The following is a 22,801-nucleotide window of genomic DNA, read 5'->3' as shown; positions in this document are numbered from 1 at the left end:
GGCGGCTATTGTCACTGCCGTGAACGACCTGCCGGAGTTCCAGGCGCGTGAGCTCGCCGCGCTCGTCGAAGACCTGAGCGGGCTCGAGCCGCAGCAGTGGCGCTCGGCCACGTTGTGCGCCGACTGGGATGTCGAGGAGGTCGTCGCCCACCTCGGGGCGGCCGCGACGCTGTCGCGGTTCGCGTGGTTCCGCAGCATGATCGGGGCCCGGTTCGACGGGGATGTGCACAACCGGCGGCGTCTCGAAGAGTTCCGGGGCAGCACGCCGGAGGAGACGTTCGAGCGGTTTCGCCGGGTCGGTCCCATCGCCACGCCTGTGAAGCCGTCTCCGGCGGGGCTCGGTGAAGTGATCGTGCACGCCGAGGACATCCGGCGGCCCCTGGGGATCGAGCACGCGCCGGACGCAGAGGGGCTGCTCGCGGTCGCCCGGTTCTTCGCCACCAAGAACTTTGCGGTGAACAGCAAGACCATGGCCGCGGGGCTTTCCCTGCGGGCGACGGACGCCGGCTTTGCCGAGGGCAGCGGGCCCGAGGTCGCCGGGCCGCTGCTGTCGCTGGTGATGGTGATGGCGGGCCGGGCCGCGGTCCTGCCCGATCTCAGTGGTGACGGCGTGGCGGAGCTTCGCACCCGGCTGGGTTCCTGACCTACGCGCGCACGGCCGGTTCCAGCAGCGACAACGTCCGCCGCTGCGCGTCCAGGCCCACACGAACCCCGACCGGCATCGGCAGGTTCGGGCCGGCGTGTCCGAACTGGACGTTGCCCAGGACCGGGATGTCGCGGTCGCCGAGCACGTCGAGGACGATTTCGGCCAGCGTGGGGGAGTCCGGGGGCTCGGCCAGCCCGTCGATCGCGTGCGGGACACCCACGACCATGCCCGAGATCCGGTCGAGGATCCCGTGGTGGCGCAGGACGTGCAGGTAGCTCCACACGTACGACGCCAGGCCGCCCATCTCCTCCCAGAACAGCACCGCGCCGTCGAACCGGTCGAGCGGCAGTGCGAACTGCGTCGCCTGCACCAGCGCGATGCGGTTGATCACGCCGCCGACCAGCCGCCCTTCGGCCCGCCCGGCGCGCCAGCACTCCCACGACGGGGTGGCCGGCAGCGCACCGATCGCTTCGGTACTGGTCAGCAGCTTCGAGTAGAGGCTCTCCAGCTCGGCTCTGCGCGGTGCGGACGCCGTCTGCCAGTGGCCGCCGAGCCCGGGCGTGGCCAGGTCGGCGTGGAACCCGATCAGGCCCGTGCGCGCGTGGAGCACCAGGTGCAGCAACGAAATGTCGCTGTAGCCGAGGATCGGCTTGGGATCGGCGACGATCGCGTCGAAGTCGATCAGGTCCAGGTAGCCGAGCACCGTCTGGCCGCCGTCGTGCGCGATGATCGCGCGCACCTCGCGATCACGCAGGAGCCCGTTGAACTCCGCGGCGATCTCCGCCGGCGCCGCCGCGCTCCACCACCGGTGCCGCCCCGCTTCGAGCAGCGGCGCCCGGCGCACGCGGAAACCCATCCGTTCGAGCACGTCCACCGCCTGGTCGAGGTCGGCCTCGTAGGCGGCGTGCAACGGCCCGGACAGCGCCGCGATGACGACGAGATCCCCAGGCTCGACGGCGCGCGGGCGAAGCAGAGCCGATCCGGTCACCCGGCGCAGTATCCGCGGCCCCGCAGCACTTCGCGACGTATTTACCCGCGTGAGCTCAGGCCGACGGCAGCCGCGCGGCCACCACCGCGGCGATTGACTTCGCGGTGGCGCAGATGACGTCGAGCTTTCCCTTGTTCGCCTCGTCCGTGAGCTCCACGAGGACGACCTCGTCGCGTTGGGCTGGCGTGCCCTTCACGGTGGGCAGGGTGGGTGTGTAGGTGCGGTGGACGACGGTGACGTCGCAAACGTCGCCTTCGTCGTGCGGGTCGACGTACGCCGAGCGGCCGCCGACGGTCGTGGGGGTCTGGCCGTCGGGCGGGTCGGTGGCCAGGGGCCATTGGCGGTCGTAGTACAGGTCCACGGATTCCGCGTCGTCGCCCCAGGAGCAGGCCCAGTTCGCGAAGTACCGGTCCGTCGGGTGGTCCGGGCCGACGACGCGGCGGAGCGTGGCGTCGTCGACGAGGGTGCAGGCGTCGACGCTCGCCAGGGACGCCGGCGGGAACGGCTGGGCGCGGCGGGCGATGGGGCCGCGGACGACGCGCGCGTAGGCGTCGCCGACCACGGCGTCGGACATGGCGCACAGTTGCGGGGAGTCGCCGCCGTCGGCGCGGACGGTGCTGACGGTGACCAGCCGCAGGTCGGGCAGGACGAAGTAGCGGCGGCACTTGCCGGGGTCGGCGTTCGGGCGCTGGATGTCGCCGAGGCGGCCGCGGACCGGCGGCACCTGCGGGTACTCCTCCGGCGCGGTCAGTTCCAGGCTGGTGACGATCGTGCTGCCGTCGGCGAGGGTGGTGTCGAGGTCGCAGCGGGCGAACGTGCCGAGGTTGGGCTCGAGGAAGACCTTGCCGTACGGGGCCAGGGAGTTCACCGTCAGCAGCGAGCACGGGTCGGCGGTACGCGGGTCGCCGACGAGGTCCGACGTCGCGTTCGCGGACGGCGGCTCGCTGCGCGTGAAGACGAGGAACCCGGCCACCAGAAGGACCACGGCTCCGAGCACCCCGGCGGCGACGAGCTTGAGGCGCCGGGGGTGCCGCCGGCGGGGGAGCCGCGCGGTCGGGGCTCCGCTGAGGAGCGCTTCGGCCTCGGCGGCGGTGGGCCGGTTCGCGGGCTGCCGGTCGAGCATCACCGCCAGCGTGAGGGCGAGCGGGCCGGCGTTGCGCGCGGCGTCGACCTTGCCTTCCGCCGCTCGCCGCAGCTGCCCGAACGGCCCGTTTTCCCCGCTGCCCCAAGGCGAAACACCCTCGACGGCGGCGAACAGCGTCGCGCCGAGGGAGAAGACGTCCGCGGCGGGGCCGGCGGCGTAGCCGTTCGCCACCTCCGGCGCGAGGTAGCCCGCGGTGCCGCCGACGCTGGCGCTGCCGGTGAGCGTGACCTCGTCCCAGCGGGAGATGCCGAGGTCGGCGAGCTTGGCCGTGCCGTCCTCGGTGACCAGGACGTTGCCCGGCGTGATGTCCCGGTGCACCATGTCGCGCGCGTGCATCGCGACGAGCGCGGACGCGATCTGCGCCCCGATGGCCGCCGCGCGCTCCGGCTTCAGGACGCCGTCGCTGCGCACGACCTCCTCCAGGCTGCGCGCCGGCAGGTACTCCATGACCAGCCACCGGTCGTCCCCGTCGACGACGGAGTCGAACACCGCCACCACGTGCTGGTGGTGCAGCGACGCACCCAGCCGCGCCTCACGCCGGATCTGCCCGCCGTCACCGTCGAGCGACCGCTTGAGCGCGACCGTCCGCCGCAGCTCCAGATCCGTCGCGCGCCACACGACCCCCATCCCGCCCGCGCCGAGGCGCTCCTCCAACCGATACCGCCCGGCCACCACCTGCGCAGACACGCGCACAGTGTAGGGGCTGGACGGCCACCGATTCACGCCAATCCGATGCTTGGCTCCGGCGCGGACCCGTGGCGAGATGCCAGGGCGGTGGCGCGGATCGGCCAGGACGCGGGAGCGGCCCGTTGCTCCGGGGTGGTTCCGGCCGGAGTCGGTCGCCCGCCCGAGGCCGTGGACGGGAGGGGCCACTGGCTTTCCGGCGATCGTGGTCGCCGTGTCGGTTCTCTCGCCGGGCCACCCACTGTCCTATGAGGACGACGCCGGCACCCTCGGCGTCCCGGACCGCGGTGGTCCGGGACGGACGGTGGGTCAGCTGAAAACGACCTCGGCGTCGAGGAACTGGCGCAGGTTGGCCAGGAACACCTTCGGGTACTGGAACTGCGAGGCGTGGCCCGAGTCCGGGTAGATGATCAGCTGCGAGTTCGGGATGTGCTTCGCGAGGATGTGCGAGTTGACCGTCGGCAGCATGATGTCGCGGTCGCCGTTGACGATCAGGGTGGGCTGGGTGATGGCCTGCAGAGCGGTGTCACGGTCGGCCTCGGGCCACTGCGCCCAGCTCACCACGGCCTGCTGCTGACGCTCGCCGACGGCAGTGGTGGCCTCGGGGTCGTAGTCCGTGGTGCGCTGGTGGCGGCGCTGCCAGAAGTCGCGGCCGGCTTGCTTGGCGGCATCGCTGCGGCCGAAGAAGAGGTAGAGGTAGTCGTCCAGGGTCAGGTCGGGGTGCATGACGACGTCGAGGACCTTCGTCTCGGCCTCGCTCATGTCGCCGGCGGGCGGGATGGTGCCCAGCAGCACCAGCCGGCGCACGAGTTCGGGGTGCCGGAAGGTCAGGGCCTGGGCCACGGCGCCGCCGATGGAGAAGCCGACCACGTCCACCAGCGCGAGGCCGAGGGTACGCAGGAAGTCGGCGGCGAAGTCGGCCATGCCTTCGAAGGTCACCGGGACCTCGCCGGCCGATCCGGAGACGCCGACGCTGTCCAGCAGGATCACGGGCCGGTCGGCGGCCAGGCCGTCGGTCAGCAGCGGGTCCCAGTTGTCGAGGCCGCCGCGGAAGTGCTGCAGCAGCAGGACCGGTGTGCCGGTGGCGGCGCCGAAGCGGCGGTAGGCGATGCGGTCGCCGTTGACGGTGATGTGCTCGGTCGGGGCGGTGACGTGTGTGGTCATGTCTTCTCCTCAGCAGCTGGCTTTCAATCAACAAGCTAGCCGCCCGGGAAACCGATCGGTACCCGTAGAAGCCATGGCGATGATCACGTAGAAACCACGAACTTCACCACGATTGAGAGCTAGAGTGGTACCGATCGGTACCCGGAAAGAGTGGTGAGATGGCACAGGAGACGGCCGGCCCGCGATCGCGGATCCTGGCGGTGGCGACCGAGCTGTTCTACCGCCACGGCATCAACACCACCGGCATCGCCGAGGTGGCCGACCGTGCCGGCGTGTCCAAGCGAACGCTCTACCAGCTGTTTCCCGGCAAGGACCTGCTCGTGGCCGCCTACCTCGACGGCATCGCCGCCACCACCGAGCGCGACACCGGCGACGGCAACAACGAGTACAAGCTCTTCGACCTCGCCCTTTCCCCCCGCGAACGGCTGCTCGGGCTCTTCGATCGCCCCGCCCCCGTCGCCCGCTACCGAGGCTGCCCGTTCCACGACGCCGCCGTGGAGCTGGCCGGCCTCGACCACCCCGGCCTGCCGCTGGTCATCGAGCACAAGCACGGGATCCTGCGCCGCCTCATCGACACCGCCCGCCAGGCCGGCGCCACCGATCCGGACCTGCTCGGGCGCCAGGTCGCGGTCCTGTTCGAAGGTGCCATGGCACTGTCCACTTCGCTCAACAGCACCGAGGCGTTCGACTTCGGGCGCACCGCTGCCGTCGTGCTGCTGGACGCTGCATTGCCGGCCTAGTGGTGCGCCGGTCGATTCCCGAAGTACGCCTCACTCGGCGTTGTACTTGGCCTTCCACTCCGGCACCAGCGCCTCCTCCGTCGCGCCGCCGAAGGTGTAGGCGGGGGAGAGGATGGGGTGGACCTCGGCGACGTGGATGAGCACGGCGTGATGGAACGGGTAGCCCGGGCCGTTGGCCGCCAGCAGCCAGTCGGAGAGCCACGTGTGCACGGGGTCGCCCGGGGGGAGGATCTCGGCGGTGCCGCGGAAGCGGTAGCCGCGGCGGCGGAAGAAGTCGATCGAGTTCACCTCGACCCGCGGGTCGAGCCGCAGGTTCTCGACGGTTCCCGGCGAAGCCATGTCCATGAACGCCAGGTGCTCGTCGTCGTACACGCTCACCGAGCCCTTGGGCGAGAGGTTCGGTGCGCCGTCGGGGCGCACGGTGGCCACGAAGGACAGTTTCGCGTCGGCCACCACGCGGCGCATGTCGTCGTCGAGGACGGTCATGGGACTACCTCTTTTCGGATGCGGCCGCGAAACAGCCGGTCGAGGCTGAACGCGAACGCGCGGGCGGGCGCGAGGGCCAGGAGCAGAGCCGCGGCGCAGGCGCTGAAGACCGAGGCGCTCAACGGCGCTTCCCAGCCGAGGAACAACGCCATGGACAACCCGAACACGAGCTGCAGGGCCGTCGCCGCCCAGGCCGACCATCGCAGCGCGACCCCGGCCAGCAGCGTGAGGCCCAGGGTGAGCTCCGCGACGGTCGCGGCCCACGCGGCGACAGTGGCCAGGCCGTCAGGCAGGTATGGGACGAGCTGGTGCGTGTACGCGGTGAAGGCCGCGAAGCCGCCCCACGCCACGTTGCCGGTGTGCGGCGGGCCCCAGAGACCGAAGCGGTCGGCCACCGAGGAGAGGAAACCGGCGGCCAGCGCCAGCCGCGCGAACACGGTCGCGACCGGCCACGCGCGCGACGGTACGGCGGTGGTCGCCACCTCGTCCGCCACCTCGTCCGACACCGACATCAGGCCTCCTCCTCCGGCGAGGGCCGACCGTCCGGGTCCGTCCTCCCCTCGCGAACACCCTCGAGGCTAAGTCCTCGCACGCCGTGAGGGGAAAGACCGACCGCGGGCGAATTGAGTACTTTCGAGTTATGGATCTTGAAGCACGGCACCTGCGCTACGTGGTGGCGGTGGCGGACACGCTCAACTTCACCCGCGCCGCGGAGCAGCTGAACGTGTCGCAGCCGGCGTTGTCGGCGCGGGTCAAGGCGATCGAGCGGCACCTCGGTGTCGCGTTGTTCCGCCGGACCACCCGTTCGGTCACGTGCACGGACGCCGGCGCACGGTTCGTCGAGCGCGCCCGCGAAATCCTCGGGCTCCTGGGCGATGCGGAACGCGAGGCCCGGCAGTCGGTGTACGGGCGGATGCTGCCGGTCGGCTTCTACGGCGTCGCGGCCGGCGACCTGACCGCCGAGATCATCGACCGCTTCCGGGAACGCAGCCCCGGCGTCGAGGTGGAGCTCAAGCGCCACGGCTGGGCGGATCCCTCGGCCGGGCTGCGCGACCGCACGACGTCGCTCGCGTTCGTGCGGCCGCCGTTCCGGTCCCACGGGCTGCGCCTGCTGGTCCTGGGCACCGAACCCCGCGTGGCCGGCCTGCCGTCGCGGCACCGGCTCGCCGGGCGCGACAGCGTGGACGTGACCGAACTGCTCGGCGACCCCGTCGCGGTCCGGCGCACGACGGACCCGGTGTGGGCCAAGTTCTGGTCCGGGGGCAGCGTCCGGCCGGCCGCGCTCAAGCCACGGCTGGTCGAGGTCGGCGACGTCGACGAAGAGCTGCAGGCGGTCGCCGCCGGTCGCGCGATCACGTTGACCGCGGCGGTGGCCGAGACCTACTTCCCGCGCGCGGGCGTCACCTACGTGCCTCTGACCGGGCTGCCACCCAGCCGTCTCGCTCTCGCTTGGCACGCGGACGAGACCGATCCCGTCTGCCACGCCTTCGTCGCCGCCACCCGCGACGTGCTCGCCCGGCGACGGGTCGCCCGCTGAGCTCAGTGGCCGGACATCCCGCCGTCCACCGCGAGGGTCGTGCCGGTGATGTAGGACGACGCGTCGCCGGCCAGGAACACCACGGCGGCGTCCAGCTCGTGCTGCTCGCCCAGCCGCCCGAGCGGGCTGTGCTGTTTCACGAACGGCAGGAGCACGTCGTCGGGGATGGCCTCGGTCATCTCGCTGGCGAAGTAGCCCGGCGCGATCGCGTTGACCCGGATGCCGCGGCGGCCCGACCACTGCTGGGCGAGGTCGCGGGTCAGCCCGATGACGCCCGCCTTGCTCGCCGCGTAGGCCGCCTGCGGCGCGTAGGACTTGATGAGCGCGAGCACGCTGCTGATGTTCACGATGCTCGACCCGGCCGCCATCACGCGCCCGCACGCCTGCGCGGCCCAGTAGACGCCGTTGAGGTTCACGTCGACGACCCGGCGGAACTCCTCGGGCGTCTCGCGGAGAGCCGGTACGGCGGTGCCGACGCCGGCGTTGTTCACGAGCACGTCGATGCGCCCGAACTCGGCGAGCGCGGCCTGCGCCATGGCGTCGCAGCCGGACGGGTCCGAGACGTCGGCAGTCACCACGGCGGCGCGCCGGCCCAGATCGCGAACGCTTGCGGCGACCTCGACCAGGCGGTCGGCGCGGCGGGCGGCGAGGACGACGTCGGCGCCGGCTTCGGCCAGCGCGCGGGCGAACCCCGCGCCCAGCCCCGAACTGGCGCCGGTGACGACGGCGACCTTGCCGTCGAGACGGAAGAGATCGAGTACCCCGGTCACGGTCACCCCCGGCCGATCCGCGCGGCGGCGCGCAGCCCGGCGGCGGCGAGCGGGGCGACGGCGCCGCCGACCGACTCGAAGCCGGAGCCGCGCGTGAGCCCCTGCTGGTAGCGCGCGTGGATGCCTTCGGCGATCACGGCGATCTTGAAGTAGCCGAGCGCGAGGTAGAAGTCGAGCCGGCCCAGGTCACGGCCGCTGATCTCGGCGTAGCGCTGCGCCAGGTCGCCCACCGCGGGCAGCCGGTCGCTCGTGGACGCGGCCGCGCCGGCGAGCACGGGCGCGAACGCGGGGTCCGAGTACACCAGGTGCAGGCCGAGGTCGGCGAGCGGATCGCCCAGCGTCGCCATCTCCCAGTCCACGACCGCGCGGGCCGTCGCCGGGTCGTCCGGCGCCAGGATGATGTTGTCGATGCGGTAGTCGCCGTGCACGATCGACGCGCCGCTCTCGGCCGGGCAGGTCTCGGCCAGCCGCGCGTGCAACGCCTCGATGTCGGGCAACGGGCGGGTCTGAACCCGCTGCCACTGGTCGTGCCAGCGGCGGACCTGGCGGCCCAGGTACCCCTCGGGCCGGCCGAAGTCGCCGAGCCCCACCGCGTGCGGGTCGACGGCGTGCAGGCGGGCCAGCACGTCGACGAGGCCTTCGGCGCAGCGGCGGATGTCGTCGTCGGCGAATGCGTCCAGCTGTTCCGTGGTCCGGATGACCACGCCGTCGACGTGCTCCACGACCGAAAACGGCACCCCGATGACGTCTTCGCCGCCCAGCACCACGGCGCGGGCCACCGGCACGTCGCTGTCGCGCAGCGCCGCCACGACGCGGTATTCGCGGCCCATGTCGTGGGCCGAGGGCGTGAGCCCGCCCAGCGGCGGCCGGCGCAGCACCCAGCGGCTGCGGCCGTCGGTGAGCACGTAGGTGAGGTTGGACCGGCCGCCCTGGAGCATTTCCGCGCTGAGGTGACCCCCGAAGCCGGGGACCTCGGCGGAGAAGAACGTCGCGAGCGCTTTCAGGTCCAGACCGTCCACTGTGGACGTCATCGCACGGCCTTCGAGTGGCGGCGCAGCACGCGGCGCGCGATGGCCCAGCGGTGGGTCTCCGACGGGCCGTCGTAGATGCGGAACGGGCGGACCTCGCGCAGGAACCGGCCGAGCAGCACGTCGCCGGAGATGCCGAGCGAGCCGCAGATCTGCACCGCGCGGTCGACCACGCGCCAGATCGCCTCGGCGCAGAACGTCTTCGCGATCGCCGTTTCCTGCGACGCGGGCCCGCCCCGGTCGAGCTCCCAGCACGCTTGCCGGATGAGTCCGCGCGAGGCCGCGATGTCGATCTCGTTGTCGGCGATCATCTGCTGCACCATGCCCAGGTCGCCGAGCCGCGAGCCGAACAGCTCGCGCTCGGCCGCGCGGGCGACGGCGATGTCCTGCGCGCGGCGGGCGATGCCGAGCCAGCGCATGCAGTGGGTCATGCGCGCCGGGCCGAGGCGGACCTGCGCGTAGCGGAAGCCTTCGTCGATTTCACCGAGCACCGCGTCCTCGGGGACGACGCAGCCGTCGAAGTCGAGCTCGATGTGGCCGCCGAAGAGGCTTTCGTCGAGCGTGTCGATGTGCCGGACCACCTTCATGCCGGGGGTGTCCGCGTCGACGAGGAACATCGTCGCGCCGCCCGTGTGGCCGGGTTCGCCCGAGGTGCGGGCCATGCAGATCGTGAACCCGGCGCCCTCGGCGCCGGTGATGAACCACTTGCGGCCGGTGATGCGCCAGCCGTCCTCGACGCGTTCCGCGCGCGTGGCCAGTGCGCCCGGGTCGGAGCCGGCGCCTGGGGCGGGCTCCGTCATCGCGAAGCACGAGCGGACCTCGCCGCTCGCGAGCGGGCGCAGGTAGCGCTCCTTCTGATCGTCGCTCGCGATCGCCTCGAGCATGTGCATGTTGCCCTCGTCGGGCGCGGCGATGTTCAGCGCGAGCGGGCCGAGCAGCGAGTAACCGGCCTCCTCGAACACGACGGCGCGCCCCCGCATGTCGAGCCCGTGGCCGCCGTACTCGGCGCTCACGTGCGGGGCGAAGACGCCCGCGTCCTTCGCGGCCTGCTGCAGCTGCCGGCGGACGTCGTCGGAATGCACCACGCCCTTGTGCTCTTCTTCGACGGGGATCACCACGTCGCGGACGAACTTCGCGGTGCGCTCGGCGAGGTCGGCGACCTCCGGCCCGGGCGAGAGGTCGACGGCCATGGCGCTCTCCCATCGGCTAATGACTATTAGCCGGTGACTATAGGCGGGTTCTCGGGCTGTGTCACAGTGCGGTGGCATCAGTCACCCTGGTGGCCGTGAGTCGGCTATCCTGCGTTAGCCGAAGGGAGGTCGCGTGGACCGGTCCGGCCACATCCGTGAGGCCGCGCTCGAGCTGTTCACCCGCAAGGGGTTCGAGAGCACCACCATGGGTGACATCGGCGCCGCCGTGGGAATCCGCGGCCCCAGCCTGTACAAGCACGTCGCAGCCAAGCAGGACCTGCTGGTGGCGATCATGGTCACGACCATGGACGACCTGCTCACCGCGCACCGCGCCGCCGTCACCGGCGTCGCCGACCCCGTGGAACGCCTCCGCCGCGCCACCGAGGCCCACGTCCGCTACCACGCCCGTCACCGGCTGGAGGCCTTCGTCGGCACCCGCGAGATCCGCAGCCTGGCCGAGCCGCACCTGACCCGGGTGCTCGCCCTGCGCGCCGAGTACGAGGCCTGCTTCCGCGCGGTCGTCCAGTCCGGTGTGGACGCGGGGGCGTTCCAGGTGGACTCCGTTCGCCTCGCCTCGTACGCGATCCTCGACCTGGGCATGGGCGTCGCCGTCTGGTATCGCGCCGACGGCGAACAGTCCGAGGACGCGCTGGTGTGGCAGTACAGCCGGTTCGCGCTCCGGTTGGTGGGGGTCGCGGGCTAGTCCCGGTCGCGAAGCCACCCTCGGATCCACTGTGGACACCCTCGCCGAAGGCGGGCTGTGTGCTGCCCTTGACAGCGATTGAATCGCGGTTCACCATTGAACCACGGTTCATTCCTGCGTCACTCAGCCCGGAGGTCGAGACGTGACGAAACCCGGCAAAACCGACGCCCGACTCAGCCCTCGGGTGGCGGCGCGCCAGGCCGACGCGCGGCGGCGCATCCTGGAAGCCGCGCGCGTGGTGGTGGCCGAGCACGGGTTCGCGGCGGCGCAGGTCGCGGTGGTGGCGTCGGTGGCCGACGTGGCGACCGGCTCGATTTATCGCCATTTCCCGTCGAAGGCGTCGCTGTTCTCGGAGATGCTGCGGGTCGTCTGCGAACGTGAGCTGGAGGTGGTGCGCGCCATCGCCGGTGAGGGCGGGCGCAGCGCGGGGGAGCGGATCGGCGACGCCGTGGCGACCTTCGTGGACCGGGCGCTGCGCGGAGACGGCCTGGCCTACGCCGTGATCGTCGAGCCCATGGATCCCGAGGTGGACCAGGTGCGGCTGGAGGCCCGCGCGGGGCTGGCGGAGGCGTTCGCCGGCCTCATCGAGGAAGGCGTCGAGTCCGGCGAGTTCGCGGCGCAGGACGCGCGCGTGCGCGGTGCGGCGATCGTCGGCGCGTTCCTGGAGGGCGTCGTGACCCCGTTGGCCGAACGCGAGACGCAGCCGCCCGACCGGGAGGCGATCAGCGGCGAGATCGCCCGGTTCTGCCAGGCCGGCGTCGCCCACCCACACCCTGGAGGCAATCGATGACCGGCTTCACGCAGCAGCGCCCGATCCCGGACAACCTGATCCCGGATCTCAACGGGGTCAACGCGTTCACCACCGACAAGGTCGCCTCGTGGATCGTCGGGCAGTACTCGCCGTGGGCCGCGGAACGGGCGGCGGCGCTCGGGGCGAAGGTGTGGGATCCGCCCGTGCTCAAGGCCGCGCGCGACGCCCAGCGCCACACCCCCGAACTGCGCACCCTGGACCGGCTCGGCAACGAGGTCCACGACGTCGACTTCCACCCCGCCTACCACGAGCTGATGGCGCTGGGCTTCGGTTCCGGCGTGCATTCCCTGGCCTGGACGGCGGACCAGCCGGGCGCGCACTCGGCGCGCGCGGTGCTTTCCTACCTGTGGAACCAGATCGACGGATCCACGGCCTGCCCGCTCGGGATGGCCTACGCGTCGATCCCCGTGCTGCGCAGCCAGCCCGAGCTCGCGCCGTGGGCCGAGGCGATCGCGGCGGAGGGCTACGACCCCGCCGACGTCCCGATCGCCGGGAAGTCCGCCGGCACCATCGGCTACTTCATGACCGAGAAACACGGCGGTTCCGACCTGCGCGCCAACGTCACCGTCGCGCGCCCGGTGAACCGCCGCGGCCCCGGTGAGACGTACTTGCTCAACGGCCACAAGTGGTTCGCCTCGGTCCCGATGGCCGACGCCTACCTCACCGTCGCGCAGACCGAAGGCGGCGTCTCGTGCCTGCTCGTGCCGCGCCGGCGCCCCGGCGGCGAGCTCAACGGCATCAAGATCAACCGCCTCAAGGACAAGCTCGGCAACCGCGCCAACGCGTCCTCGGAGATCGAGTACCACGACGCGCACGCCGTCCTCGTCAGCGAGGAAGGCAAAGGCGTGCGGACGATCCTGTCCTCGGCGGAGTACACGCGCCTCGACTTCGCCGTGGGGTCGGCCGGGCTGATGCGTGCGGCGCTGTCCCAAGGTCTGCACTACAACGACCGGCGCACGGCGTTCGGCGCGCGGCTTTCGCAGCTGCCGATCCAGGCGCCGGTGCTGGCCGACCTCGCGCTGGAGTGGGCCGGGGCCGCGCACCTCGGGTTCCGCGTGGCCCGCGCGGAGGACCACGGCGACGACGTGGCCGAAGGGCTCGTCAGCCGGCTGCTGACCCCGGTGGCGAAGTTCTGGAACTGCCGCCGCGTGTCGAGCGTGACCGAGGAGGTCATCCAGTCCATCGGCGGAAACGCCTACATCGAGGAGCATCCCTGCCCGCGCTACTACCGCGAGGCGCCGCTCAACGCGATCTGGGAGGGCACCTCGAACATGATGGTGATGGACGTCGGCCGCGTCCTCACCCGCGAGCCGAAGGCGATCGAGCCGGTGCTCGACGAGATCCGCCCGGTCGCCGCCGAGCACCCGTTGCTGGCCGCCGTCGTGGCCGAGGTCGAAGAGCTCGTGACGGCCCCGGAGGACACGGCCCGCTACCTCGTCACGCGGCTCGCGCTCGGCGTGCAGGCCGCGCTCCTGGTGCGGCACGCGCCGACGGTCGTCGCCGACGCGTTCGTCGCTTCCCGTCTGGGTTCCGGCTGGGGCCCGGGTTACGGAACCCTGCGCGGGCACGACTTCGAGGCGATCATCGACTACGCCCGGCTCGGCTGACGGTTCAGCGCCGGGCCCGCCGGCGCGAACGAGCCGACAGCAACGCGAGAGAACCGAGCCCGACCTCCAACCCGAGGAACGCCCAGTAGCTCGCGTCGGTCTTCGGGTGGTCGACGGCGAGCGAGCCGAGGCGGACGGCGGCGGCACCCAGCCACGTGGCGCCGACGGCGACGTCTGCCGCCGGCTGCTTGCTGGCCAGGGCCCAGCCGCCGAGGGCCGCGTACGTACCGCCGAGCCCGGCGCGGATTTCCGTGCTGCCGCGCGGGTCCGCGGCGGTGATCCGGAGGGTCTCGGCGACGTTGCCCGGAGCGACGACGCTCGCGACGCCCGAGAGGAACAGGCCCAGGCTGCTGATTTGTCCACTGTGCACAGTGCGAGGATACCGGAGCCGGCGGGGCCGGGGTGTCCATTGTGCCCGTTCGTCCGCCGTCGTGGCCCGTTCACATCGGCAGCGGCCGGTCCTCCACGACGTTTTTCATGACCAAGGTCGAGCTGATGCGCTGAACGCCGGGCAACGTCGCGAGCCGTTTGTCGTAGAGCTGCTGGAACGCGGGCAGGTCGCGGGCGACCACGCGCAGCAGGTAGTCCGGGTCGCCGAAGAGCCGTTGCGCCTGAACGACGTTCTCGACGTCGGCGACGGCTTCCTCGAACGCGGCCACGGTGGCGCCGTCGGACTCGCGCATCGTCACGAACACCAGGCAGTCGAAGCCGAGCCCGAGGGCCTGGGCGTTCACGTGGGCGCGGTACCCGGCGATGATGCCGGATTTCTCCAGGGCGCGGACCCGGCGGTGACAGGGGGAGAGGCTGAGCTGCAGCCGTTCGGCCAGCTCGGTGATGGTCTGGCGGCCGTCGCGCTGCAGCTCGGCAAGAATCTTCCGGTCCAGGGCGTCCATGGCTGCAATTCTCCCTCATGAGCGGCGGATCCGGGGAACTTTGGAAACATTTCCCGGCCGGTTCGCCATAGCCTTTCCGCAGGTGGGGGACCTGGAGAAAGGAATATCGATGGCGATCGGCGGCATCTTCGCGTTCTGGGGTGTGTCGTTCCTGCTGGTGCTCACGCCCGGCGCGGACTGGGCGTACCTGATCAACGCGGGCCTGCGGAACCGCTCGATCCCGCTCGCGGTGGGCGGGCTGCTCGTCGGCTATGTGGCCCTCACCGCGGTGGTCGCGGCGGGCGTCGCCGCGCTGGTGGCCGGCTCGCCGGTCGTGCTGACGGTGCTCACCGCCGTGGGCGCGGTCTACCTGATGTGGCTGGGCGCGACGGCGCTGCTTCGCCCGGCCACGCCCGGGTCGGCGGCGGACGACGAGACCGGTTCGTGGCTGCGGCAGGTCGCGAAGGGTGCGGGCATCAGCGGCCTGAACCCCAAGGCGCTGCTGCTTTTCCTCGCGCTGCTGCCGCAGTTCACCGATCCGTCGGCGGCGTGGCCGGTGGCCGGCCAGATCCTCGTGCTCGGCCTGGTGCACACCCTCAGTTGCGGACTCGTCTACACGGGAGTCGGGCTGGGTGCCCGGGTGGTGCTGTCGGCGCGGCCGAGCTGGGCTCGCGCCGTGTCGCGGTTCTCCGGCGGGGCGATGATCGCGATCGGCACGACGCTGCTGGTCCAGCAGCTCGCGGCGTGACCGTCAAGGACGGTCCTTCTTGACCGGTCGCGTGGGATCGTTCGAGGCCGCGGAGATGACGGTGTCCATTTCGGACGCGGTCAGCGGAGCGTGCGTGAACGCCCGCCCCGCCGGCGCGAAACCGGCGAGCAGCACCTCCACATGTCGTTGCCACGCCTGGACTCCGGTGGCCCGCGTGGTGTCGGCGACGCCCTGCAGCGACCAGCACGCGACGGCGACGTCTTCGGCAGTGAGCTCCTCGCGGGCCAGGCCGTGCCGCTGCGCGCCGGCCAGGAGCAGGCCCTGCAGCTCCCGCGAGCGCCGCAGCAGGGGACCGGCGTCGGGCATGGTCCAGCGGTGCGCCATCAGGCCGCTGTGGGTGGCCAGCAGCTCGCCGATGTCGTGGAAGTACCCCGCCAGACCGGTGCCGTCGGCATCGTCGAGGTGGCGTTCGCCGATGGCGACGACGTCACGCAGGAGCCGACGGCCCAGCTCGTCCAGGAGCGCGTTTTTGGTCGAGAAGCGCCGGTAGATCGTGCCGAGCCCGACCCCCGCCCGCTGGGCGACGACCTCGATGCTGGTCTCCACGCCGTCCTCGTTGAACGTGGCCGCGGCGGCGTCGAGGATGCGCGCGAGATTGGCTTCGGCGTCCCGCCGCAGCGGGCGCGGGGTGTCAGGCAAGCGAAGGCTCCTCGGCGTCGGTCACACGTACTCGCCCGGCCGGTGGGCGGAGTCGGGGAAGTCGGCTCCCCGCGCCACATCCTCCCAGGCGCGCGTCTCGGCGAGCATGGCTTCCAGCTTCGCGGTGACCTGCTCGAACCCCAGCCCGCCCAGCACCAGCCGGTGCGGCGGACGGCCCGAGGCCACGGCGTCGACGACCGCGCGGGCCGCCCGCTCCGGATCACCCGGCTGGGTGCCGTTCATCTTCACCAGTGCGTCGCGCAGCACGCCGACCGTGCCCTCGTAGTCCTCGCGGATCGGCGTGGCGCTGTGCGAATACCCGACGCTGCCGGTTTTCGTGCGGAACGCGCCCGGCTCGACGACCATGACCCGCAGCCCGAGCGGTTCGACCTCCTGCCGCAGCGATTCCGAGATGCCCTCGACGGCGAACTTGGCGGCGTTGTAGTACCCGACGCCGGGAAACGCGCGAACCCCGCCGACCGACGAGACGTTCACGACGCACCCGCGCCGGCGGGCTCGCATGCCGGGCAGCACCGCGCGGATCATGGTGGTGGTCCCGAAGAAGTTGACCTCGAAGACCTGCCGCAGCTCGCGTTCCCCGGTGTCCTCGACCGAGCCGTGCGAGCCGCCGCCGGCGTTGTTCACGAGCACGTCCACCGAACCGAACCGGGCCTCGGCGGCCGCGACCACCTCGGCGGCCTGCCCGGCGTCGGTGACGTCGAGCGGCAGGACCAGCACGCGCTCGCCGGCCCGGTGCGCGAGCCCGTCCGGCCGGCGGGCGGTCAGCACCACCCGGTCGCCGGCCGCCAGGGCCGCGTCGGCATACGCCTGCCCGAAACCGGAGTTCCCACCGGTGATCAGCCACGTCCGCACGGCAACCCAACTCCTTCCGTCAGCTCTGGAAGCGGAAAGGAATTTCCGGTTCCAGGGCTGACCATACGCTAAGCGGGAAGGTTTTTCCGCTTAGAGCTGTGCGAGCCCGCCGTCGACGGCGAGCTCGGCACCGGTGAGGTACGACGAGGCCGCGCCGGCCAGGAAAAGCGCCGGCCCGGCGGCTTCGAGCGGGTCGGCCGGCCGCTTGACCGGGACGTTCGCCGTGGCCCAGTCCCGCATCGCCCGGGCAACGTCCGGGTTGTCCGCGCCGGTCAGGGGAGTGGCGACGGCGCCGAAGCCGAGCGTGTTGACGCGGATGTGCCGATCCAGGAACGCCCGCTGCCCCGCGAAACCGCGGCCCAGCGCCCGCACGCCGGCCTTCGCCGCGGTGTAGAGCGGGTCGCCGAGGGTGCCGCGGTGGAAGCCGACCGACGACGTCAGGATCACCGAAGCGCCGTCGGCCAGGAGGTCGAAGCACGCGGTGACGGTGAAGAACGCGCTCTTGAGGTTCGCGTCGATCACGGCGTCGAAACCGTCCTCCGTGGTCTCGAACAACTCGGGGGCATTGGCGGCGCCGGCGTTCGCGAACAGCACGTCGACCCGGAGACCGAGTCCGGCGAGCTGGGCGGCCAACGACCGTGCGCCGGCTTCGCGCGCGAGGTCCGCCGCGATCCACGACGCCCGCGGCCCGATGCTCTCGGCCGCGGCCCGCAGCCGGGCCTCGTTGCGGCCGGTGATCACCACGCGGGCACCCTCGTCGGCGAACAGCCGCGCCGTGGCGAGGCCGATGCCGCTCGAACCGCCGGTGACGACGGCGGTCCGGGACTCGAGAGTCGTACCCATGTCAGCACTGCCCCCGCCCGCTGGTGGCCAGTGCGAGCAGACCTGCCGGACCCTCGGGCGAAAGCAGCAGGTCCTGCGCGGCGTGCGTGGCGGCGACCGCGTCGGCCATCCGCGGCAGCATTTCCGCTTCGTACGCGGCGATCGCGGAGTCGACGTCGACGTGGTCCGGCGAGGTCAGCGCGGTGACGAGCACCAGCGCGTCGAGCAGGCCCATGTTCACGCCCTGCCCGGTGAACGGGGGCATCACGTGTGCCGCGTCGCCGACGAGGGTGAGGCCGCTTCGCGCAGCCCAGCGCTGCTCGGTGGGCACGGTGTAGAGGGGCCACCAGACGAACTTCGCCTCGACCTCGTCGAGGATCCCGCGCATCTTGGGCGCCCAGTCCGCGAACTCGCGGTCGAGCTCGCGCCGGATGAAGTCCGGGTCGGCGAGCGTGGTGCCGGTGGCGCGGCTGGGATCTTCCGCGCGGCGCTGAGCGAAGTACACGCGGATCGACCGGTCGCCGTTGCGCTGGCACAGGAATGCCTTGTCGTGGCCCAGAACCAGGCCGGAACCCTCGCCCACGACCTCGGCCGCGTACGAACCGGGCCGCGGGTGCGTGATCTCGCCGGCGATGAACGTGACCCCGGTGTAGACGGGCGCCTCACGCGCCACGGCCGGGCGGGTCCTGGACCCGATGCCGTCGGCGCCGATCACCAAGTCGGCATCGACCGTCTCCCCCTGGGCGAGGGTCAGCCGCCACCGCTCGCCGCGGCGCTCGACGGACGTGAGGGCGCGGCCCCACTCGACCGTGCCCGCGAGCAGGGAGTCGAGCAGCAGCGAGCGCAGCTGGAGGCGGTCGATCTCCGGGCGGACCTCGTCCTCGTCGGACTCGTCGGTGGCCAGGAGCAGGTTCCCGTCGGTGTCGAAGTAGCTCGTGCGCTGGCCTTGCGGCCGGGCGAGGCGCGTGAATTCGCCGGCCAGCCCGGCCGCCGCGAGCACCCGCAGCCCGCCGTCCTCGCCGAGGTCGAGCGAACCGCCCTGCGTGCGGGCGCTGCGGTCGGCGTCGCGTTCGAGCACCTTGACGCCGACGCCATTCAGGTGCAGCAGGCGCGCGGCGGCCAAACCGGCCGGACCGGCGCCGGCGATGACGATGTCGAGCTCCTTCAGACCTGCTGGTGTGGGCATGGTCAGGTTCCCTTCAGTCGGTAACTCACTTTAAAAGGTAAGTGACTAACCTGAAGTTGCCCACTGCTCGTGAGGTGAGTCTCACCCATAAGGTGACTCGCTCACCTTTTGGGTACGGTGGCGGGATGGTGAAGCGCATCGAGCCGGCGGACCTGCCGCTGCGGGAACGCAAGAAAGCGCTGACGCGCCAGGCGATCCTCGACGCGGCCGCGCGGCTGTTCGCCGAGCACGGCTACGACAACGTGACCGTCGCCGACATCGCCGACGCGGCGACCGTGTCCGTCAAGACGCTCTTCGTCTACTTCCGCTCGAAGGAAGACCTCGTCTTCGCCGAGTCCGACCTGCTCGACGCGCTGCTGGCGGGCCTCGACGCGCGCGAGCCGGGGGTTTCGGCCGCGCAGGCCGTGGCCGACGTGCTCATCACCGTGATCCACGACGAGGCCGGCGCCGCCCGCGGCATCGAGGACTACCACCACGCGTATGGCGGCTCGGTGTCGCTGCGCTCCGGCCTGCTGCGCATGTGGTCGGAGTGGGAGGACCGCGTCACCGAGCACCTCGCCGGCGACGCCCCGGCCACGCCGATGGACCGGCTGCACGCGATCCAGCTCGTCGGCCTCGTGCGCACCACCACATCACCGGAGCTGCGCGCCGTGATCGACCCCGCGGACCCGCAGGCGCTCGAACGCTGGCTGCGCGCGGCGGCGAAAGCCGTGGAAGCTTCGTCACCCGCCGGGTGACCCCGTCCCGTGGTAGAACCGGCTGACCGTTCCCGGAACCCGACTGGCAGGATCGCGCGGATGATCGTCGACGCACACGTGCACCTGGCGCGGCTCCCGACTTTGAAGCTCGCCTGGGACACCTGGCTCAGCCCCGCGTCGGACCGGGCCGAGGTGGAGTCCGTGTACGGCCCCGACGGCGCGATCGTCCCGGAGCGGATCGACGCGCTGTTCGCGGCCGGCGGCGTGGACCGCGCGCTGCTGTTCACCGAGCACAGCCCGCGCGTCACCGGCATGCAGCCGCCCGAGGATCTCCTCCCCGTGCTCGAGTACAACCCGACGCGGTTCCGCCTGGTGGCCAACGTCAACCCGCACCTGCACTACCCGGTCGCGGCCGAGCTGCGCCGGCAGCTGGACCTGGGCGCGGTCGCCCTGAAGATCCACCCGGTCCACGGGAACTTCGCGCCGAACGACCGCGAGCTGTACCCGGCGTACGCCGAATGCGAGCAACGCGGGATCCCGGTGATCACGCACACCGGCCCCAGCTCGTTCCCCGGCGCGAGCGGCCGCCGCGGCGACCCGGTGCTGATGGACGACGTGCTGCGCGACTTCCCGGACCTCACCGTCGTGCTCGCCCACGGCGGCCGCGGCTGGAGCTACGAGGTCGCCGGCTTCATGGCGCTGGCCCGGCCGAACGTCTGGCTCGACATCGCCGGCCTGCCGCCGCGCAAGCTGCCGCAGTACTACGACCGGTTCGACCTCGACCGCATCGCCACGAGGTGGATCTTCGGCACGGACTGGCCCGCGTCCCCCGCCATGGGCGTCAACCTCAAGGCCGTCGCCGACCTCGGCCTCGCGCCGAACGTGCTCGACGCGGTGCTCGGCGGCAACGCCGAACGCGTGTACCGGCTGACCTGACGTTCAGGCGCTCACGAGGCTGTCGCGCAGATACGCGGCCAGCCGGATCCGCAGGCCGCGCAGATCGGCGAGCGCGATGGTGAAGCTGTAGACGGGGCGGTAGCCGACGACGTCGGACGCCTCGCCGCACGGCCCGCTCAGGTACACGAACCCGTCGTCGGTGTCGGTGTGCGGCTCGGCCCACAGCTGCTCGGCGCCCCGGCCGGTGCCGCGGTAGGCCCGCCAGAACAGCGGCGTCTTCATGATCTCGCCCAGCGTCGCGGCGAACCCCGCGACGTCGTGCTCCGGCAGGCCGAGCCCGCGCCCGTCCCAGGCCCGGGGCAGCGCACGCACCGCCGTGTGGTCCTCGACCAGCGGTGTGCACGCGAACACCGCGACGTCTCCGCATAACCGGACCGTCCACCGCCGCATGTCCGCGGTCACCGGAATCTGGAACATCCCTCGCCCACCCTCCTCCCCCAGGAGAATCGTCCATCGTAGACCGACGCGGCCCACGGAGAAAAGCCTTCCATCAGGCGACATTCGCGATGATCCGTGATCCGGAGCACCTCGGCCCGAAGGCCCGGTCGTTATGATTATTTACCGCCCTCGGCCGGTCGGCCGGGGTGCGATTTGGTTGACATGTCCCCTAAATTTGTGCTTCTCTGGATCTCGGACCACGGACGAGGAGAGCGCGGATGGATGACGTCGAGAGGCGAGTCAAGGGGCACCTGGACGCCTGGATGATCGCCGACGCCCGAGAGCGGGCGGCGGCGCTCGGCCGCGTGTACACCGACGACGTGACGGTCGTCGAGCCGGATCGGGTGCTGCGGGGCCGCGAGGTGCTGAACGAGCGCATCACGGAGCTGCACCGGCTCTTCGGCGGGCTCGAGTTCACGGTCCTTGGCCCGATCGAGCGCAACCAGGACTACGTCCTCTACCGGTGGAGCCAGCCCGTGCCCGGGCGGGCCGAGCCCGTCACCGGCTGGGACGTGCTGACGTTCGAGGGTGAGCGCATAACCCACGTCGTGATGTTCATCCCCGCGTTCGAGGACCTCGGGATCCCCGAGCCGGCCTGAGCCCCACCCTGGAATGGGGGTAGGCGGGTTGAAGGCCGCGCGGTGTTCTGTGACGATGGCAGCGCCGGCGTCCACAAAGGACTCTCGGCACCGTCGAGCACCGAGGAGGCCGGCATGCTCGGCACCGGCAAGAGCGTGGCCCTGCCCGGCGGCCGGGTCGCCTACTCCGAGCGTGGCACCGGTCCGGCGGTGGTGTTCGTGCACGGGCTGCTCGTCAACGCGAACCTGTGGCGCAAGGTCGTTCCGCTCGTCGCCGACGCGGGGTTTCGGTGCTTCGCCCCGGACTGGCCGCTCGGCGCGCACCGGATTCCCCTGGCGGCCGACGCCGACCTGACGCCGCCGGGGGTCGCCCGGCTGATCGGGGAGTTCCTCGACGCGCTCGATCTGACCGACGTCACCGTGGTCGCCAACGACACCGGCGGCGCCCTGACGCAGCTCCTCATGGCCGAGAACCCGGAGCGGATCGGCCGCGTCGTGCTCACGCCGTGTGACGCGTTCGAGGAGTTCTTTCCAGCGCCGTTCGACGCGCTGCCGCGGCTGATGCGCCTGCCCGGCGCGGCCTGGGCCGGCAGCCGGCTGCTGCGGCTGCCCATCGTGCGGCGGCAGCCGTCCGCGTTCGGCGCGCTGGCCAAGCGCGGGATTCCCGCCGAGGTGCTGGACTCCTACCTGCGCCCGGCCTATGACAGTGCTGGGATCCGCCGGGACCTGCGGCGCTTCCTCCTCGGCGTGCACCCCCGGTACACCCTGGCCGCCGCCGAGGCCCTGCCCGCGTTCGGCAAGCCCGTGCTGCTGGTCCGCGCGGCCGACGACCGGATCTTTCCCGCTTCGCTCTTCGACCGCCTCGCGGCCGTCCTGCCCGACGCGCGGCTGGTCACGGTCGCCGATTCGGGCGCCTTCGTGCCGGAGGACCAGCCCGCCGAGCTGACGCGGCTGATCGTGGACTTCGCCGGCCGGGCCCGCGGCTAGTGGCCGCCGCTGTGCGGTGGGACGGTGAAGGCGACCGTCTTGCTGTCGAGGATCTTGTGCGTCGGGTCCGCCAGCCCGATCCACACCTTGTGCGGCCCCGGCGGCAGGCTCTGGAGGATCAGCGGCTCGCCGCTCGCGTCGGCCCAGTGCCACGGCGCGTCGTCCACGGTCACGTGGATGTGGCCGATCCGCGGCGACACGTCGAGCGCGGCGGGCCCGTACACGGGCACGATCCGCAGGTTCTCCGCGCGGTAGCGGATCACCACCAGCCCCATCGCGAGCTGGTCGGGCAGGGGACGGTCCACGACCAGAGCCGGCGGCGGCTGCGAGGCGAGCGGTACGACGGGTGCCGGTGACCAGCCGGCCGCGGCGGGGGCCGGCGGGGGAGGTGGGCTGGGAGCGGCGGCGGTCGGGGTGGTGGGAATCGAACACGAAGTCACCACGCCCACCACCAGGGCGGCGAAACTGATCGCGATCGCCCGTG

At 71.9% G+C, this 22,801-nt stretch carries 27 protein-coding genes; 11 read left to right on the top strand and 16 right to left on the bottom strand.

What is annotated here, in order from left to right; genetic code table 11:
- Window positions 1-19 precede the first annotated feature (19 nt).
- Complete coding sequence (locus ACQPXB_RS33260; protein WP_432845658.1) at window positions 20-643, top strand: maleylpyruvate isomerase family mycothiol-dependent enzyme; 624 nt, start codon at window positions 20-22, stop codon at window positions 641-643.
- Between the two features lies 1 nt (window position 644).
- On the opposite strand, the gene ACQPXB_RS33255 is transcribed toward ACQPXB_RS33260, so the two are convergent.
- The 3 genes from ACQPXB_RS33255 to ACQPXB_RS33245 form a co-directional block, all read right to left on the bottom strand.
- Entirely contained in the window at window positions 645-1,634 is a 990-nt protein-coding gene (locus ACQPXB_RS33255) for a S66 peptidase family protein (protein WP_432845657.1), read from the bottom strand.
- Between the two features lie 55 nt (window positions 1,635-1,689).
- Complete coding sequence (locus tag ACQPXB_RS33250) at window positions 1,690-3,465, bottom strand: serine/threonine-protein kinase (RefSeq protein ID WP_432845656.1); 1,776 nt, start codon at window positions 3,463-3,465, stop codon at window positions 1,690-1,692.
- A gap of 306 nt (window positions 3,466-3,771) precedes the next feature.
- Window positions 3,772-4,626 carry an alpha/beta fold hydrolase gene (locus ACQPXB_RS33245; protein WP_366584861.1) on the bottom strand — a complete coding sequence of 285 codons (855 nt, stop codon included), beginning with the start codon at window positions 4,624-4,626 and terminating at the stop codon, window positions 3,772-3,774.
- Window positions 4,627-4,784: 158 nt separating this feature from the next.
- Between ACQPXB_RS33245 and ACQPXB_RS33240 the strand changes: the two genes are divergently transcribed.
- Window positions 4,785-5,366 (top strand): TetR/AcrR family transcriptional regulator, encoded by a 582-nt coding sequence (locus tag ACQPXB_RS33240; protein ID WP_432845655.1) that lies wholly within the window; start codon window positions 4,785-4,787, stop codon window positions 5,364-5,366.
- A gap of 30 nt (window positions 5,367-5,396) precedes the next feature.
- Here ACQPXB_RS33240 and ACQPXB_RS33235 read toward each other — a convergent pair whose 3' ends face one another.
- The gene (locus tag ACQPXB_RS33235; RefSeq protein WP_432845654.1) at window positions 5,397-5,852 is read right to left on the bottom strand and encodes a pyridoxamine 5'-phosphate oxidase family protein; all 456 of its coding nucleotides are present in this window, start codon (window positions 5,850-5,852) and stop codon (window positions 5,397-5,399) included.
- Entirely contained in the window at window positions 5,849-6,364 is a 516-nt protein-coding gene (locus tag ACQPXB_RS33230; protein WP_432845653.1) for a hypothetical protein, read from the bottom strand. The genes ACQPXB_RS33235 and ACQPXB_RS33230 overlap by 4 nt, the downstream gene beginning before the upstream one ends.
- A 128-nt stretch (window positions 6,365-6,492) precedes the next feature.
- Between ACQPXB_RS33230 and ACQPXB_RS33225 the strand changes: the two genes are divergently transcribed.
- Window positions 6,493-7,389, top strand: coding sequence for a LysR family transcriptional regulator (locus tag ACQPXB_RS33225; RefSeq protein ID WP_432845652.1), 897 nt, complete (start codon window positions 6,493-6,495; stop codon window positions 7,387-7,389).
- Between the two features lie 2 nt (window positions 7,390-7,391).
- Here the strand turns inward: ACQPXB_RS33225 and ACQPXB_RS33220 are convergent, their stop codons facing one another.
- The 3 genes from ACQPXB_RS33220 to ACQPXB_RS33210 are packed head-to-tail and all read right to left on the bottom strand — an operon-like array spanning window position 7,392 to window position 10,377.
- Entirely contained in the window at window positions 7,392-8,159 is a 768-nt protein-coding gene (locus tag ACQPXB_RS33220; RefSeq protein WP_432845651.1) for an SDR family NAD(P)-dependent oxidoreductase, read from the bottom strand.
- Window positions 8,160-8,161: 2 nt separating this feature from the next.
- On the bottom strand, window positions 8,162-9,190 hold the full coding sequence (locus ACQPXB_RS33215) for a phosphotransferase family protein (protein WP_432845650.1): 1,029 nt from the start codon (window positions 9,188-9,190) through the stop codon (window positions 8,162-8,164).
- A complete protein-coding gene (locus ACQPXB_RS33210; RefSeq protein WP_432845649.1) occupies window positions 9,187-10,377 on the bottom strand; it encodes an acyl-CoA dehydrogenase family protein in 1,191 nt (396 codons plus the stop codon). The genes ACQPXB_RS33215 and ACQPXB_RS33210 overlap by 4 nt, the downstream gene beginning before the upstream one ends.
- A gap of 133 nt (window positions 10,378-10,510) precedes the next feature.
- On the opposite strand from ACQPXB_RS33210, the gene ACQPXB_RS33205 reads away from it, so the two are divergent.
- The 3 genes from ACQPXB_RS33205 to ACQPXB_RS33195 all read left to right on the top strand — a co-directional run bounded on the left by ACQPXB_RS33205 (window position 10,511) and on the right by ACQPXB_RS33195 (window position 13,498).
- Window positions 10,511-11,080 carry a TetR/AcrR family transcriptional regulator gene (locus ACQPXB_RS33205; protein ID WP_366584877.1) on the top strand — a complete coding sequence of 190 codons (570 nt, stop codon included), beginning with the start codon at window positions 10,511-10,513 and terminating at the stop codon, window positions 11,078-11,080.
- 142 nt (window positions 11,081-11,222) lie between these two features.
- Window positions 11,223-11,870, top strand: coding sequence for a TetR/AcrR family transcriptional regulator (locus ACQPXB_RS33200; protein WP_432845648.1), 648 nt, complete (start codon window positions 11,223-11,225; stop codon window positions 11,868-11,870).
- Entirely contained in the window at window positions 11,867-13,498 is a 1,632-nt protein-coding gene (locus ACQPXB_RS33195; protein WP_432845647.1) for an acyl-CoA dehydrogenase family protein, read from the top strand. Before ACQPXB_RS33200 ends, ACQPXB_RS33195 begins: the two co-directional genes overlap by 4 nt.
- A 4-nt stretch (window positions 13,499-13,502) precedes the next feature.
- Here the strand turns inward: ACQPXB_RS33195 and ACQPXB_RS33190 are convergent, their stop codons facing one another.
- Both ACQPXB_RS33190 and ACQPXB_RS33185 read right to left on the bottom strand, forming a co-directional pair.
- Window positions 13,503-13,868, bottom strand: a complete 366-nt coding sequence (locus ACQPXB_RS33190; RefSeq protein ID WP_432845646.1) for a hypothetical protein — start codon at window positions 13,866-13,868, stop codon at window positions 13,503-13,505.
- A gap of 70 nt (window positions 13,869-13,938) precedes the next feature.
- Window positions 13,939-14,391 carry an Lrp/AsnC family transcriptional regulator gene (locus tag ACQPXB_RS33185; protein WP_366584885.1) on the bottom strand — a complete coding sequence of 151 codons (453 nt, stop codon included), beginning with the start codon at window positions 14,389-14,391 and terminating at the stop codon, window positions 13,939-13,941.
- Window positions 14,392-14,500: 109 nt separating this feature from the next.
- On the opposite strand from ACQPXB_RS33185, the gene ACQPXB_RS33180 reads away from it, so the two are divergent.
- Window positions 14,501-15,118, top strand: a complete 618-nt coding sequence (locus tag ACQPXB_RS33180) for a LysE family translocator (protein WP_432845645.1) — start codon at window positions 14,501-14,503, stop codon at window positions 15,116-15,118.
- 3 nt (window positions 15,119-15,121) lie between these two features.
- Here ACQPXB_RS33180 and ACQPXB_RS33175 read toward each other — a convergent pair whose 3' ends face one another.
- The 4 genes from ACQPXB_RS33175 to ACQPXB_RS33160 form a co-directional block, all read right to left on the bottom strand.
- A complete protein-coding gene (locus ACQPXB_RS33175) occupies window positions 15,122-15,778 on the bottom strand; it encodes a TetR/AcrR family transcriptional regulator (protein ID WP_366584889.1) in 657 nt (218 codons plus the stop codon).
- A 21-nt stretch (window positions 15,779-15,799) separates the two neighbouring features.
- Complete coding sequence (locus tag ACQPXB_RS33170; RefSeq protein WP_432845644.1) at window positions 15,800-16,651, bottom strand: oxidoreductase; 852 nt, start codon at window positions 16,649-16,651, stop codon at window positions 15,800-15,802.
- A 90-nt stretch (window positions 16,652-16,741) separates the two neighbouring features.
- A complete protein-coding gene (locus ACQPXB_RS33165) occupies window positions 16,742-17,494 on the bottom strand; it encodes an SDR family oxidoreductase (RefSeq protein WP_432845643.1) in 753 nt (250 codons plus the stop codon).
- A gap of 1 nt (window position 17,495) precedes the next feature.
- On the bottom strand, window positions 17,496-18,659 hold the full coding sequence (locus tag ACQPXB_RS33160) for an FAD-dependent oxidoreductase (RefSeq protein WP_432845642.1): 1,164 nt from the start codon (window positions 18,657-18,659) through the stop codon (window positions 17,496-17,498).
- 125 nt (window positions 18,660-18,784) lie between these two features.
- Between ACQPXB_RS33160 and ACQPXB_RS33155 the strand changes: the two genes are divergently transcribed.
- Together ACQPXB_RS33155 and ACQPXB_RS33150 are read left to right on the top strand one after the other, a co-directional pair.
- Window positions 18,785-19,396: a helix-turn-helix domain-containing protein gene (locus ACQPXB_RS33155; RefSeq protein ID WP_432845641.1), complete on the top strand. Its 612-nt coding sequence runs from the start codon at window positions 18,785-18,787 to the stop codon at window positions 19,394-19,396.
- 60 nt (window positions 19,397-19,456) lie between these two features.
- Window positions 19,457-20,293, top strand: coding sequence for an amidohydrolase family protein (locus tag ACQPXB_RS33150; protein WP_432845640.1), 837 nt, complete (start codon window positions 19,457-19,459; stop codon window positions 20,291-20,293).
- Between the two features lie 3 nt (window positions 20,294-20,296).
- Here ACQPXB_RS33150 and ACQPXB_RS33145 read toward each other — a convergent pair whose 3' ends face one another.
- Complete coding sequence (locus tag ACQPXB_RS33145) at window positions 20,297-20,731, bottom strand: hypothetical protein (protein WP_432845639.1); 435 nt, start codon at window positions 20,729-20,731, stop codon at window positions 20,297-20,299.
- Window positions 20,732-20,970: 239 nt separating this feature from the next.
- On the opposite strand from ACQPXB_RS33145, the gene ACQPXB_RS33140 reads away from it, so the two are divergent.
- Both ACQPXB_RS33140 and ACQPXB_RS33135 read left to right on the top strand, forming a co-directional pair.
- Window positions 20,971-21,351: a nuclear transport factor 2 family protein gene (locus tag ACQPXB_RS33140; protein WP_432845638.1), complete on the top strand. Its 381-nt coding sequence runs from the start codon at window positions 20,971-20,973 to the stop codon at window positions 21,349-21,351.
- A 114-nt stretch (window positions 21,352-21,465) separates the two neighbouring features.
- Window positions 21,466-22,317 (top strand): alpha/beta fold hydrolase, encoded by an 852-nt coding sequence (locus tag ACQPXB_RS33135; RefSeq protein WP_432856892.1) that lies wholly within the window; start codon window positions 21,466-21,468, stop codon window positions 22,315-22,317.
- On the opposite strand, the gene ACQPXB_RS33130 is transcribed toward ACQPXB_RS33135, so the two are convergent.
- The gene (locus tag ACQPXB_RS33130) at window positions 22,314-22,757 is read right to left on the bottom strand and encodes a DUF6130 family protein (protein ID WP_432845637.1); all 444 of its coding nucleotides are present in this window, start codon (window positions 22,755-22,757) and stop codon (window positions 22,314-22,316) included. The two genes, ACQPXB_RS33135 and ACQPXB_RS33130, sit on opposite strands and share 4 nt — an antisense overlap.
- Window positions 22,758-22,801: the final 44 nt, after the last annotated feature.

It is taken from the genome of Amycolatopsis sp. CA-161197, from assembly GCF_050942255.1.
Taxonomy (GTDB): Bacteria; Actinomycetota; Actinomycetes; order Mycobacteriales; family Pseudonocardiaceae; genus Amycolatopsis.
Note: the sequence above shows the minus strand (reverse complement) of the source record. Positions and strands in the feature narration are given on the sequence as shown.